General features: G+C 70.8%; 8 protein-coding genes. 3 read left to right on the top strand and 5 right to left on the bottom strand.

The window, feature by feature from the left end:
* Window positions 1-386 precede the first annotated feature (386 nt).
* Together P9K36_RS12285 and P9K36_RS12280 are read right to left on the bottom strand one after the other, a co-directional pair.
* Window positions 387-743: a hypothetical protein gene (locus P9K36_RS12285; RefSeq protein ID WP_236961419.1), complete on the bottom strand. Its 357-nt coding sequence runs from the start codon at window positions 741-743 to the stop codon at window positions 387-389.
* Window positions 724-1,941: an efflux RND transporter periplasmic adaptor subunit gene (locus P9K36_RS12280; RefSeq protein WP_278307119.1), complete on the bottom strand. Its 1,218-nt coding sequence runs from the start codon at window positions 1,939-1,941 to the stop codon at window positions 724-726. The genes P9K36_RS12285 and P9K36_RS12280 overlap by 20 nt, the downstream gene beginning before the upstream one ends.
* Before the next feature lie 112 nt (window positions 1,942-2,053).
* Between P9K36_RS12280 and P9K36_RS12275 the strand changes: the two genes are divergently transcribed.
* The 3 genes from P9K36_RS12275 (at window position 2,054) to P9K36_RS12265 (ending at window position 8,567) form a co-directional block, all read left to right on the top strand.
* Window positions 2,054-5,218 carry an efflux RND transporter permease subunit gene (locus P9K36_RS12275; protein WP_043757287.1) on the top strand — a complete coding sequence of 1,055 codons (3,165 nt, stop codon included), beginning with the start codon at window positions 2,054-2,056 and terminating at the stop codon, window positions 5,216-5,218.
* Window positions 5,219-5,300: 82 nt separating this feature from the next.
* Window positions 5,301-6,548, top strand: a complete 1,248-nt coding sequence (locus P9K36_RS12270) for a DUF2254 domain-containing protein (protein ID WP_278307118.1) — start codon at window positions 5,301-5,303, stop codon at window positions 6,546-6,548.
* Window positions 6,549-7,322: 774 nt separating this feature from the next.
* Entirely contained in the window at window positions 7,323-8,567 is a 1,245-nt protein-coding gene (locus tag P9K36_RS12265) for a capsule biosynthesis protein (protein WP_043381856.1), read from the top strand.
* Window positions 8,568-8,974: 407 nt separating this feature from the next.
* Here P9K36_RS12265 and P9K36_RS12260 read toward each other — a convergent pair whose 3' ends face one another.
* The 3 genes from P9K36_RS12260 to P9K36_RS12250 form a co-directional block, all read right to left on the bottom strand.
* The gene (locus P9K36_RS12260; RefSeq protein WP_043757283.1) at window positions 8,975-11,707 is read right to left on the bottom strand and encodes an ATP-binding protein; all 2,733 of its coding nucleotides are present in this window, start codon (window positions 11,705-11,707) and stop codon (window positions 8,975-8,977) included.
* A gap of 65 nt (window positions 11,708-11,772) precedes the next feature.
* Window positions 11,773-12,810, bottom strand: coding sequence for an HD domain-containing phosphohydrolase (locus P9K36_RS12255; RefSeq protein WP_043381861.1), 1,038 nt, complete (start codon window positions 12,808-12,810; stop codon window positions 11,773-11,775).
* 54 nt (window positions 12,811-12,864) lie between these two features.
* Window positions 12,865-14,244, bottom strand: a complete 1,380-nt coding sequence (locus P9K36_RS12250) for a TadE/TadG family type IV pilus assembly protein (protein WP_306307444.1) — start codon at window positions 14,242-14,244, stop codon at window positions 12,865-12,867.
* Window positions 14,245-14,362: the final 118 nt, after the last annotated feature.

Here is a 14,362-nt window from a genome sequence, read left to right as displayed (position 1 = left end):
TGGGGTCTATGCATAGGCCGCCGAGGCCGCGAGCTCAACGAACCGCCAGAGGGAAGGCGGCCGTCGCCCCTGCATCAAACGCCAAGAGGCCGCCGGCACCGCCGCGGCCAAGGTCACCCGCCGATCCGGCCATGCGTGGGCGACGACGCCCCTCGCCGAGACCGCGCCTGAAGCGGGACCGGAACCTGGGGCTCTCCCGGGAAAGGACGCGATCCCTCCCGACCGTGATGCCCCCTGCCGTCGGCGCGGCCGCGCCCGACACGGGCCAGGACCGTCGGGGGCGGCGCTCGAACGCCTCCGGCGTGTGGTCATCACCCGGTCGGCTCCGAGGCCCGTCTTGCCCCTCAGGCCCGGCGGGAAGGCCGCTCTCGGGCCGAGCGGATCGCTCAGGGCACGCGCAGGCCGAGCTGCGCCTTGTCCGTGAGCCTTTCGTTGCGGAACGTGAGCGTGAGATTGGCCCCATACGTGCCCCGTCCGGGCCAGGAATAGGTCGCGCGCCGGACCCGGCCGATCGTCAGGTGCGAAATGCGACGGCCATCGCAACCCAGGCGTGCCCGCACCTGCCGATAGGTCATGCCTGTCTTGAGGGCCGCGTACCGCGCATGATCGACACGGCAGCCCGCCGGCGCCGCCGTCGAGGCCGATTGGGCGGCCGATTGCGCGGCCGATGCTTGCAGGAGCGCCAGGATCAGCCCGAGCGAGAAGATGGCTCGCATGGCGCGGTCAGCCCCGATCGTCCGCATCCCGGCCCCCCGTCTTCGTCGCCGGAGGCTTGGACGGGCCGTCGGCCTCCGCGGACCGGATCTCAACCTTGAGGTCCTGCCGCATGTCCTGAAGGTGGTCGGTCACCACCCGCTCGCCGGCCTTGAGCCCGGCCAGGATCGCGGTGTCCTCGCCGAAGCTGTCGCCCGTCGTCACGGGCTTCTGGCGTACGACACCCTGATCGTCGACCATGTAGACGATCTGCTGAGCGAGTCTGGCCGACAACGCGATCGTGGGGACCAGAAGCTTCTCCTCGGTGCCGGTCTTCACCCGGGCACGGATGAACTGACCCGGCAGGAAGCGCTCGTCGGTGTTCGGCAATAGGGCGCGCACGAGGCGACGGGCGGTGCGGGGGTCAAATCGGTTGTCGAGCTGATAGACCTTCGCGTCGCGCATGGCTTTGCCGGCCTCGTCCAGCACCTCCACGGTCACGGGGCCCTTCTGCATCGCCTCGCGCAGCGCCTCGGAATCCTCGGAGGAGAGCGCCATCTGCACGTCGATCGGGTCGAGCTGCACCACCGTGACCAGCTGCGTCTGGTTCTCGATGACGAGGTCGCCGGGGTTGACGATCGACAGGCTCGCCCGCCCGTCGAAGGGGGCGTTCACCACCGCGTAGTCGAGGTTGAGGTTCTGCCGCGCGATCGCGGCCTCGGCCCCCTGGACCTGGGCGGCGGCGGAGGCGGCGTTCGACTGAAGCTGCTGGAGGCGCTGCTCGGAGGCGTAGCCCTTGTCGGCCAGCGTGTCGGTCCGGCTCACCTCGGCCTGCGCGAACTGGAGCTGCGCCTTGGCCTGCGCCTCCTGGGCCTGCGCCTGGGCGAGCGCCACCTGGAACGGACGCGGGTCGATCCGGAAGAGCACCTGCCCCTTCTTCACGTGGCCACCCGGCTCGAAGGGGCGATCGGTGACGTTGCCGGTCACCCGGGCCCGCAGGGCCGCGTCCTGCTGCGCGATGATCGTCCCCGTATAGGTGAAGCTGATCGGCACCGCCTGCGTCCGCGCCGTCGTCACCGTCACGGCGATCGGCGGTTCGGCCTCAGCGGTCTCGGGCGGCCGGTCCGACCAGGGCAGGGCCGCCATCAGCACGGACGGGTCCGGTCGGCCCATCGCGAACCAGCCGCCCGCCGCCAGGACCAGCGCGGCGCCACATCCGAGTAAGCCGTACCGAATCCCCGCCCGCACGCCGCCTGCTCCCCGCTGCGGCGCGCTCGGCGCCGAACCGGACAGGGAACACGCCAAACGCGCTCGCGTTGCACGCCCGGTCCTCGCGGCCACCGACCACCGTCGAGGTCCGATGTTCGCCCGCTTCGTCGATCGGCCGGTCCTCGCGGCCGTCATCTCGGTTCTGATCACCCTGATCGGCGCGGTGGCGGGCCTGACCCTGCCGATCGCGCAGTTTCCCGAGATCGCGCCGCCGATCATCAACATCCAGGCGACCTATCCGGGCGCGAGCGCACAGCAGGCCTACGACGCCGTCACGACGCCCCTGGAGCAGGAGATCAACGGCGCCCAGCACCTCCTGTACATCGCGTCGACCAGCAACACCGACGGCAGCGTCAACCTCGACGCGACCTTCGAGATCGGCTCCGATCTCGACGCCGCCGCCGCAGAGGTCCTGACCCGCGCCAACCGGGCCGAGTCGAAGCTTCCGGCCTCGGTGCGCGCGCAGGGCCTGGAGATCCAGAAGAGCTCCCGCCAGCGGCTCGGCAACATCGTGCTCTACGCCGATCCGGGCTCGCCCTACGACGAGCTGTTCCTGGCCAACTGGGCCGAGACGCAGGTGATCAAACCCCTGCGCCGGGTCGACGGCATGGGCCGGATCCAGAACTTCTCCCAGAAGCGCTACGCCATGCGCATCTGGCTCGATCCGGTGAAGATGGAGGCCCTGGCGATCAGCCCCGATGCGGTGATCCGCGCGGTGAGCCAACAGAATGAGCAGATCACCACCGGATCCCTCGGCAAGCCGCCGACCGATGGGCAGCCCACCGCCTTCGAGCTGCAGGTCGTGACTCAGGGGCGGCTGAGCCAGCCCCAGGAATTCGCCAACATCCTGCTGCGGGCCAACCCCGACGGCTCCGTGGTCCGGGTCCGGGACGTGGCGCGGGTGGAGTTGGGTTCGGAGCAGTACGGCGTGCGCTCCGGCTTCGACGGGCAGCCCTCGGCGACGCTCGGCCTCTACCAGACGCCCGGCGCCAACGCGGTCCATGTGATGGACGGGGTGAAGGCCACCATGGAAGAGCTGGCCCGGCGGTTCCCGCCCGGGCTCAAGTACAAGATCGCCCTCGACCGCACCGAGTTCGTCCGCGAGGCGATCCGCGAGGTGGTCCACACCCTGTTCGAGGCGCTCCTCCTCGTCGTCATCGTCACCTACCTGTTCCTGCAGAACTGGCGGGCGACGCTGATCCCCTCCATCGCCGTGCCGGTGGCGCTGGTCGGGACCTTCGGCCCGATGGCGCTGCTCGGCTTCTCCTTCAACACCCTGAGCCTGCTCGGCATGGTGCTGGCGGTGGGCCTCGTGGTCGACGACGCGATCATCGTGGTCGAGAACACCGAGCGGCTGATGGACGAGGGGATGGAGCCGCGGCCGGCCGCCCGGGAGGCGGTGAACGAGGTCGCCGGCCCGGTGATCGCCACCACCCTGGTCCTGGCCGCCCTGTTCGTGCCGGTGGCCTTCATCCCGGGCCTGACCGGCCAGCTCTACAACCAGTTCGCCCTGACCATCGCGATCTCGGTGATGATCTCGGCCGTCGTCTCGCTGACCCTGACGCCGGCGCTCTGCGGCCTGATCCTGAGGCACCGGCCGGAGGGGGCGCAGGCCCGGCAGAGCCGGTGGAAGGCGCCGCTGCGCTGGTTCAACCGGACGCTGGAGCGGGCCGCGGGCCTCCTCACCGCGATGATCGGGCGGCTCAGCCGCCATCTGGTGCTCGTCGGCCTCGCCTTCGCGGCCTTCGCGGCGCTCACCGTGCTCCTCGTGATGCAGCGCCCGACCGGCTTCGTCCCGAACGAGGATCAGGGCTACTTCTTCGCCGACGTCGCCCTGCCCAAGGGCGCCGCCGTGGCGCGCACCGACCGCATGGTCGAGCGACTCGGCAAGAGCCTGCGGGACATGCCGGAGGTCGATCACACGATCGGCGTCGTCGGGCGCAGCATCCTCGCCGACGCGGTGGCGCCGTTCTACGGGTTCCAGATCCCGGTCCTGAAGCCCTGGGGCGAGCGGACGGCCTCGGCCGACGCCATCATCGCCCGCGTGCAGAAGCAGTTCCGGCACGATCCGGACGGGACGGTGCGGGTGGTCAACCCGTCGCCGCTGCCCGGCCTCGGCACGCGCAGCGGCCTGACCCTGGAGATCCAGGACCGCAGCGGCACCGGGGGCCTCAAGCTCGCCGCGGCGGCGCAGCGCTTCATCGACGAAATGGAGAAGAGCCCCAACATCGCCCAGGCGCTCCCGACGACGAGCTACGGCGTCCCGCAGATCCGCCTGGAGATCGACCGGGCCAAGGCCGAGCAGCTCGGCGTGCCCCTCCAGAACCTGTTCGACGCGCTCGGGACCTATGTCGGATCGAGCTTCGTCAACCTCTTCAACCGCTTCGGCTTCGTCTACCAGGTCTACGTGCAGAGCGAGGCCGCGGGCCGGCGCACGATCCAGGATCTGGAGGCCCTGCCGGTCCTGAACAGCCGGGGCGAGCCGGTGCGGATCGGCTCCCTGGTGCGGGCGGAGTTCACCACCGGCCCCACCGCCGTCCTGTCCTACAACACCTACCCGGCCATCGAGGTGGCGATCGAGGTGGCCTCCACCGCGAGTTCCGGCACGGTGCTCAAGGAAGTCGAGGCGCTCGCCAAGAGCCGCCTGCCGGCCGACTACGCGGTGGAATGGACCGACGTCGCCTATCAGGAGAAGGTCGCGGGCGGCTACGCGCCGCTGATCTTCGGCCTCGGGGTCCTGATGATCTTCCTGCTGCTGGCGGGCCAGTACGAGTCGCTGCGCCTGCCCTTCGTGATCCTGCTCGCGACGCCGATCGCGATCTTCGGCGCCGTCGGCTTCCTGGCGGTGCGGGGGCTCGAACTCGACATCTTCGGCCAGATCGGGCTCCTGCTGCTCGTGGGCCTGGCCGCCAAGAACTCGATCCTGCTCGTGTCCTTCGCGGAGGATCTGCGCCGGCAGGGCGAGGACGTGCTGAAGGCGGCCCAGGACGCGGCGCGCCTGCGCATGCGCCCGATCCTCATGACCTCCTTCGCCTTCATCACCGGCTCGATCCCGCTGGCCATCGCCAGCGGCGCCGGGGCGCATGCGCGCGTCTCCATGGGGACCGTGGTGATCGGCGGCCTCGTCGTGGCGACCTTCATCACCCTGTTCATCACGCCGACCTTCTACGTCGCCTTCGAGCGGCTGTTTGGGCGCCGCGATCCGGCCGCGCCCGAGCCGTCCGGGGCCGGAGACGCGGCACTGCCGGCCGAGTAGCGGCGTTGGTCCGTCGCAGGGTCGGTGGCGCGGACATCGGCGCGGACATCGGGATCGGCGGCGGGAGGGGGCCGAAGCGCGCATGAAGACCGTCATGCCGCGCTGGCGGCTGATCCTGTCCCGAACCCTCCGCCAGGCCTGGGTCCGCGCCGCGCTCTACTGCGTCGGGGGCGTCCTGGCGGCCCTGGTGGCGTGGCGCTTCCAGTTTCACGTCGAGGAGAACTTCGCCCTCAGCGTCGGTGCCGACGCCGTCGGCAACGTCCTGAGCATCCTGGCCTCCTCGATGCTGACGGTGACGACCTTCTCGCTGACCGTGCTGGTGAACGCCCTGGGGGCCGCCTCGTCGGGCGTGACGCCGCGCGCCACGATCCTCTGGAGCGAGGACCGGCGGGCACACGACGCGCTCGCCACCTTCCTCGGGGCGTTCCTGTTCTCGGTTGTGGGGATCGTGGCCTTGTCGACCCGCCTCTACGGGCCGGGCGGGCGCCTCGTCATGCTGGGCGCGACGGTGGTGGTCATCGGCCTGATCGTCGTCACCCTCCTGCTTTGGATGCAGCAGCTCACGCGCTTCGGCCGGGTCGGCGAGACGATCCGGCTGGTCGAGCAGGCGGCGGCCCAGGCGCTGCGCTGCCGGCGCGACCAACCGCATCTCGGTGGCATCCCCCCGGATCCGGCGCACCGCCACACGCGGCCGGTCCTCGCGGATCGGATCGGCTACATCCAGCATGTCGACCTGGCGGTGCTGACGCGGGCCCTCGGTGGCCGCGACGCGATGCTGGACGTGGCCGTGCTCCCCGGCGCCTTCGTCCACGCCGCCACGCCCCTCGCCTTCGTCGACCCGGAGATGGAGGCCGCCGCCCTGGCGGCCGTCCGCCGGGCCTTCCTGATCGCCGACGATCGTGCCTGGGAGCAGGATCCGCGCTTCGGCCTGTCCGTCCTCGCGGAGATCGGATCGAAGGCGCTTCCGCCGACGGCCGCCGATTACGGGACCGCGATCGCGGTGATCGGTGCAGGTTTGCGCGTGCTCTCGGAGTGGATACCGGACCCGGACCGGCCGCCGCGCGAACCCGAGCATCCGCGCATCCGGGTCCCGGCCCTGTCGACCGACGACCTGATTGCGGATTTCTTCCATCCGCTGGCCCGTGAGGGCGGCGGGATCGTGCAGGTCGGCGTGCGGCTGCAGAAGGGCCTGGCGGCCCTGCGAAGCATGTCACCGGAGTGCTTCTCCGCCGCAGCCATGCGCGCCTCGATCCTGGTCACGGAGCATGCGGGCTTCGCCCTGCTGGTCCCGTCCGAGAAGGCCGCCGTGGAGGCCCTGACCCTGCGCTGATGCCCAAGCGGGCTCGGCCGTCTCGACCGCCGTTCGCCTCATGCGCGCAGGGTGACGCCGAGGCGACGCGCCGGAGAAGCCTCGGCGCGGCACCGGTCATCGCCGGTTCGGAACTGCCGATGCGCTGATCCATTGGCTCACCGGACGCGGACCGACCGGCTTTCGAGGATGACTGGATTGATGATCCTGATGCACGCTCTCCCTGTCGGCTTCGCACGGACTGCCATGCGCCGCGCGGCCATGGGGGTTTGCGCGCTGATCGCGCTCTCTGGACCGGTGCTCGCCCAATCGGCGGCGAGCCGGATCGATCAGCCGACGCCGGCCACGCTCCCCCCCGGGGTCAGCACCACGCCGGGCGGCCCTTCCCCTGCCGATCGACCGAGCGGCCCTGTCTCACCCCCGAGCGCCCTCTCTTCATCGACGGACGTCATGCGCGGGGGGAGCACCGGGACCGTATCCGGCCGGAACAAGGACGCGCGCACCAACCCGCTCGATCATCTCTCGCCGGAATACAGGCGGTAGATCGAGGGTTCCCTCGGGGGACGTCTCGGGGTCCCGAACGGCACCGGCGGTCGGATGGGCGGTCCATCGTCGGTCGCCGCACGCCGCCGATGACGGCACGGCGTTCTGGACCGGCCCCTCTGTCGGGTTCTCGTTCCGGTGTCTTTCGGCTGACATGCTTTCGCCGCCTCGCTGTGCGACGGGCTGCGCGAGCGGCATCACAGCCTCGCGGGCCGATCGCGCCCGTGGCAGCCCGAGTTTCGAGAAGCAACGATGAACACGCAGGTCGAGAAGGCGGGGGGCAGGCCTTCGAAAGGCATCGACCGGAACAAGGTGATCGCGCACTCGCTGCGGCAGTTCGCACGCCTGCCGGGCCTTCCCGACACCAAGAAGGGCGTGCGCTCGTACCAGAGTCACGTCAAAAGCGATCCCTGGCTACCGCTCCTCTTCGTCGTCTGCTTCGTCCTGCCGACCCTGGGCGGCGCGATCTTCTACGGCCTGATCGCCTCCGACCGCTTCGTGACCGAGGCACAGTTCGCGATCCGGCCGACCGTCGGGACGGCCGACAAGGCGACACCGGACACGGTCGGCACGAATGCCGGCGTGATCAAGGCGACGGTCGCCCAGGAAACGCTCATCGCACAGGAATACATCCACAGCCGGCCGCTGGTCGAAGCCGTCGCGGCGGAGCTTCCGATCCGCGACTGGTTCGGTCGCGACAGCATCGACATGTTCTCGCGGTTCAGCCCGGAAAAGCCGGTCGAGAAGTTCCTGAAGTACTGGAAGCGCCGCGTCGACGTCGACGTCGAGTCGGCGTCCGGCATCATGTCGCTGACAGTCGAGGCCTTCGACCCCGACGAGTCGCTTGCCATCACGAAGGCCGTGATGGCGGATACCGAGCGGATGTTGAACGACCTGAGCATGAGGTCCCGCCAGGACGCGCTGGACGTCAGCGCGCGTGTCCTGAAGCTCGCCGAGGAGCGGGAGGCGCAGGCCAACGCCGCATTGAACGATCTGCGCAACCGCGAGGGCGTGCTCGACGTCGTCAAGTCGAATACCGCCACCATCAAGGCGATGTCGGAGCTGCGGGACTCGCGCACCAAGCTCGCCATCCAGCTCGCCGTGCTTCAGCGGGATCTCGGCCCGCAATCCCGCAGCATCATCGACCTGAAGCAGCAGATTGCCGATCTCGATGCCAACATCGCCAAGGTTCGGCAGCAGCTGGCCGGCACAGCACCGACGGAGAAGCGGCGCCTCTCGGACGCGCTCACGCGGTTCGAAGACCTCGAGCACGAGCGCGAGAACGCCGAGAAATACCACCGCGACGTGCAACTGGCCTATGACCGGGCCCGGATCGTGGCCCAGCAACAGGTCGTGGCCCTCGTGCCGATCGTCGAACCCGTCAAGGCCGGCTCTTCCACGGAGCCGAGACGGATCCTGATGACGAGCCTCGTCACGGCCGGCGCCGCCGTGCTGTTCGCGGCCGCGATGTTCACCCGCCGGATGATCACGAGCTGACGGGGGCCCGGATCGGTTCTCGTCCGTGACGGTGGACGAGCCGATCGCACCGGAACCTGCCGTGCAGCCGGCGGCGGTATCCCGCGTCGCACCGACGAAAAGGCCCGCCGCGGCGAACCGGGCGGGCTGAGGGAGTGCTTGGGAGGAAGCGCAGCTTTACGAGGCTCGTATCTGGCATACCAGCCCTGGGAACGCAGGGCAGGTCTGCGAAATCACGAGGCATTCCTCAGGGGCATTGGCGCCCACTGCCCCGCGGGTGCGCGGCGGTGGACGACCGTGACATCGCTGAGGCGCTGGCTCCAACGGGCTGGCAGACACGCGGATCGGCTGAAGGGCGGGTGTCTCGGGCGGACCGGGCTCGCCGCTCCGGCCCATCGGCACAGGAAGCCGCCGATCCGGTGTCGATCTCAGGCGGCCACCGCCTGGGCGCGTGTCCGCCCCTCGAGGTCGCGGATCGTCGCGGCGAGAAGGGTCTCCAGCCCGTCGCAGGCCTCTTGCGGCTCGGCGCAGGCCGCGTTCCGGGCGGCATCCTCGATGGCGCGCAACCGCGCGACGAGGGCGCGGGCGCCGATATTCGCACTCATCGACTTGAGGCTGTGGGCCGCCCTGGCGATGGCAGGCTGATCCGAGACGGCGAGGGCCGATCGGAGGGTGGCGAGCGCGACAGGGCCTTGCGCCCGGTACAGATCGAGGACGCGGTCCAGGAAGGCACCGTCTCCGAGGCCGAGGAGCCCGTCCAGCACCTCGGCGTCGAGCAGATCGCCCTCTGGCGATGCTTCGGGTGCTGCTCCGGGTGATACTCCGGTCGGCAAGGCGGCCCGGGCCTCTTCCGATCCCACCGCAGCCTCCCGTGCCGCGTCCCGGAGGGACGGGACATGCGCCTGCAGGAGATCGGCGAGCTGCCGCAGGGTGAAGGGCTTCAGGAGCGTTCCGTTCATGCCGGCGGCCTCTGCGGCTTCCGCAGCCTCGCCGAGGACGTGGGCCGTGAGCGCGACGATCGGGGTGCGCCGGTCCGTGGCCGCCTCGCGCTGCCGGATCGTCCGGGCGGCCGCGAAGCCATCCAGGACCGGCATGCTGCCATCCATCAGGATCAGATCGAAGTGCTGCGACCCGGCCGCCGCCACGGCCGCGGCCCCGTCCTCGACGGTCACGACATCGGTCACGCCGCAGCGGGCCAGGGCCTCGAGGGCGACCTCGCGGTTGACCGCGCTGTCGTCGGCGACGAGCACCCGCGCGCCGGAGAACTGCGGCAGCAGATCGGTCGCGACGGCGACCGCCGCGGACGCGGTGAAGGGATCGCCCGCGGCCAGCGCCGCCAGGAGGGGCCGCCACTCCGCCTGGATCACGGGCCAGCGCAGCACCGCGTCGGCGAGGCCGGACCGGAGAGCCTGATCGGCCGCATTGTCGCCCGCCCCCGCCAGGACGAGCACGCGCCCGGCCCGATCCGGCCGGCGACCCGCCGCCACGAGGGCGGCCGCGTCGAGGACCCAGTGGGCGGGGGCCGCGCCACGGTCCGCCGCGACCGGCGCGAAGCCGGCCCCGCTCAGACTGGCGGCGAGGGCAACCCGGGTCGCGGGACCGGCGGTGTCCAGCACGATCGCGGCCGGCACCGTGCCGTGGCGCAGGATCGGCCGGGCGGGTTCGGCGACGGTCACGGGAATGCGCGCCGAGAAGGTCGAGCCCGCGCCGACGCGGCTCTCCACCGCCACGGTGCCGCCCATCGCGGCGATGATCTGCTGGGCGATCGAGAGCCCGAGGCCGGTCCCGCCGAAACGGCGGGTCGTGGATTGATCGGCCTGCGAGAAGGCCGAGAAGATCGTGGCCAGCTTGTCCTGGGGGATGCCGATCCCGGTATCGGCGACGGCAATGACGAGGCATCCGTCCCCGGCATCGAGCGCCATCCGGACGGAGACGTGCCCGGCCTCGGTGAACTTCAGCGCGTTCGACACGAAATTGCTCACCACCTGACCCAGGCGGACCGGGTCGCCGAGGATCGCCTGCGGCACCTCCGGCGCGATGTCGGCCGCGAGGTCGAGCCCGGCCGCGCGGGCCCGCTCGGCGAAGAGCGTCACCACGGTATCGGCGATCTCGGCGGGGCACACCGGCACGTGTTCGAGATCGAGCTTGCCCGCCTCGACCTTCGCGAAGTCGAGGATGTCGTTGATGATCGCCAGGAGCGACCGGCCGGACCGGGCGATGACTTCGGCGTAGCGGCGCTGGCGCACCGGCAGGTCGGCACTCGCCAGCAGTTCGGCCATGACCAGGACGCCGTTCATCGGCGTCCGGATCTCGTGGCTCATCGTGGCCAGGAAGGTCGACTTGGCGGCGTTGGCGGCGTCGGCGGCCTGCTTGGCCTCCCTCAGATCGGCTGTCCGCGCCTGGACCTCCGCCTCCAGGTGGGCGCTGTGGGCGGCGAGGCGGTGGTCGCGCTCGTTGACCGCGGAGAGCAGGTCATTGAGGGTGCGCGCCAGCGCGCCGACCTCGTCGTCGCTCTCCACGGGGGCGCGCTGCGTGTAATCGTGGCGCAGGCGGACCGCCTCCATGGTCCGGGTGAGGGCCCCCAGGGGCCGCGTGACGCTGCGCTGCAGGTAGAACGACACGCCGATCCCGATCGCGACGGCCAGCAGGGCCGCCAGGGCGGCGTTCTGGCCGGCGGCCCAGACGTGGTCGCGGATGTCGTCGGTCTCGCCGATCAGGACGACCCGACCGACGGGGCGCCCGTTCTCGAGGATCGGCGCGGTCGCCCGGAGACTCTGGGTGGCGAACAGATGAAGGAGCGAGAGATCCGCCCCGTCCAGGGCTGCGTCCTGCGTCAGCCGCAGGCCGATCCCCTGCTCGGCGAGGACGGACCCGTCCGGTCGCTCGATCGCCCCGTAGACGATGGACGGCACGTTGCCGATCGCCCGGAGGGAGGCGGCGGCCGCGGCCTCGTCGTTGGCGGCCGTGGCCCGGGCGCCCCCGTGGGCGAAGACCTGGGCGACGGCCTCCAGCGCCGCTTGCTTGTCGGCGGCGTAGCGGTCGACCTCGCGCCAGACCGAGAGGGCCGCCGCCAGGACGAGAGCCGCCGTGACGGCGCCGGTCACCGCCAGCGCCAGCCGGCCGGCCAGGGAACGTCTCGGCCTGAGCCACGCGAGATGCACGCTCTTCTCCTTCAGGCGGCCCGGAGGGGCCCGGTCGCGGGACGGGGGCGGCGGAAGAGACGGGATCAGGCGGCGGCGCGGATGCAGGTCCGCGTCACCATCTCCCAGCCCGCCAGGAAGGCCTCCACGCAGCGCGGATCGAAGTGGCGGCCTGCCTGGTCCGCCAGGAAGGCCCGTGCGCGCTCGAGGGGCCAGGCCGCCTTGTAGGGCCGCTCGGTCACCAGGGCGTCGAACACGTCCGCCACCGCCACGATGCGACCGGAGATCGGGATCGCCTCGCCGCGCAGGCGCTTGGGATAGCCGGTTCCGTCCCAGCGCTCGTGGTGGCTCTCGGCGATCTCGGCGGCGAGGCGCACGACGTCGGAGGTGCTGCCCTCCAGGATGCGCCGGCCGCGCTCGGCGTGCTTCTCCATCTCGGCGCGCTCCTCGACCGTGAGCGGCCCCGGCTTGAGCAGGATCGCGTCGGGAACGCCGATCTTGCCGACATCGTGCATGGTGGAGGCGAGCTTCAGGATCCGGATCTCCGCCGGATCGAAGCCGAGATTGGCGGCGATGATGCCCACGTAGCCGGCCACCCGGGCGATGTGATCGCCGGTATCGGTGTCCCGGTGCTCGGCGGCGCGCATCAGCAGGGCGATGATCTCGCGCTCCCGCGCCTCGATGACCGCGACCGCCGCCGCGACCTCGCGGGCGAGCACCGCGGCCCGGTCCTGCTCCTGCCGGTGGGCCGCGCTGATCGTCATCAGGTTGGTGATGCGCGCCTGGATCTCGACGGGATCGCAGGGCTTGCCGAGGAAATCCGTCGCGCCGGCGCGCAGGGCCTGATGGCGCAGGCTGCGCTGGTCGAGACTCGTCACCATGACGATCGGCACGTGCGCGAAGCCCGGGACCGCCCGCGCCGCCGCGATGACGTCGAGGCCGGTCAGGCCGGGCATGTCGTAGTCGGTGACGACGACCCCGATCCTGTCGACATGCGCCCGCAGGAAGTCGAGCGCCGCCCTGGGGCAGGTGAAGGCGACCGGCTCGCAGCCGGCCACGGGCTTGAGCGCCTGCATGACCAGCAGGTTGTTCATCTCGGAATCGTCGATGATCAGCGCGAGCACCGCGTCACTCCCAGACGAATGGCCGGCAGCGGAGGATCGGCATCGTGGCTTCCGCTATTGCGAGAGCAGCAGCTTGCCCGAGAGGGGGCCGACCCCCTTGGGCACCGGCACGCTCGTCGCGTCGTAATTCGCGTTCAGATAGAGATTCGGACCCTCGTAGAGATTGACCTGCTGGGCCACGATCACCGTGTAGGCCGATTGGTCGGCAACGGGTTTGCTCGCGTCGATCACCACGCGGCCCGCCGGCAGGTAGAGCGTGCCCAACATGGTCCGCGCATTGTCGCTGATGATCCGGTAAGTCCGCATCGGCTTGGTCGCGGCCAGCGGCGGCGGCGTCGGCGCGATCGGGCTCAATACATCCCCGAGAACGGCCTGGGTGGGGTCGACCGGATCGCTGACCACCCGCTCCTCCATCATCAGCAGGCCGGCCATGGGACCTGTGGTGGGCGCCGACAGACTGACCGTGGTCTTCTTGTCGAAGACGAGGCCGCCCTTGTTGCCGGTGAAGTAGAAGGCGACGTCGATGCCGGTCATGGCGGCATCCTTGTCGACGATGAGCGGCCCGTCCTTCATCACATAGGTGCCGGCGCGCAACGCGACGGAGGCGCTCTTGGTGATGTGCAGGCCGCCGCAATAGGTGCCCGGATCGAGGGTCACGCTCTGATCGACGAGATTGCCGCTGGTGTCGCGCTTGCTGTTGGCCGAGGCCGGGATCGCCGTGCAGGCGCCGATCGGCGGTGGCGCCCGATCCTTCAGGGGATCCTGGATGGGCGGACAGCTCGTCTGCGGCGGCGGGGCAAAATTCGCGCGGGCGCCGTCGAAGCCGCCCGCGGTGCAGATGGTCTGCGCCCGGGCATAGGCGTTGTCCTTGCCGACCATGCCGCGAGGGCTCAGCGAGTTGCTGTAGAGCGAACAGTCCTGGGCCGTGACCTCGGCGCTCTTCTCCAGTTCGAAGGCCCCGTCGGCGAGCGGATCCAGCGTGAGCAGGCACAGGCGCATCTTGCCGACGACGCGCGCCTTCGAGCGCACCGCGACCTTGACCATCGGCACGCCGACGAAGCCGCCGAAGGCGAGCTTGACGGTCTCGTCGACCGTCACGGCGACGCTGGTCCTGTCGTCCGCCACGTCGACCTGGAGCGCATACGGGCTCTCGGTGCGGGGCGCCGCCTGGGCCTGGATCGTGTCGACCACGATACTCTTGGCCGCCGCCGAGGTCGCGACAGCCAGCTTGAGGTAATTGCCCGCCGCCAGAACGCCGGCATCGGCCGCGTTCTGGAGCTGGCTGCGCCGGGAGGCGAGGCGGGCATAGTCGATGCCGCCGCCGGTCAGGCCGAGCAGCACCACGGCGCTCAGACCGAAGGTCAGGGCCACCGAGCCGGACCGGTCCGCCAGGGCGCGCGAGCCGATGCGGAGCGCTCTCCAGAAGGGTAAAATGGGCAGTTCTCCCCGGGCGGGATCGGTGCGGCCATCGCGACGGCACCAACCGCCGACCCGACCTGGCTAGCGCCGAGCTCCTAAGAATCCGTCGCGTTGGAACGCCAAAATGCCAGCG

The sequence above is a fragment of the Methylobacterium sp. 391_Methyba4 genome, from assembly GCF_029691625.1.
In the GTDB taxonomy this organism is placed as follows: domain Bacteria; phylum Pseudomonadota; class Alphaproteobacteria; order Rhizobiales; family Beijerinckiaceae; genus Methylobacterium; species Methylobacterium fujisawaense.
This window is presented reverse-complemented; position numbering and strand designations above follow the sequence as displayed.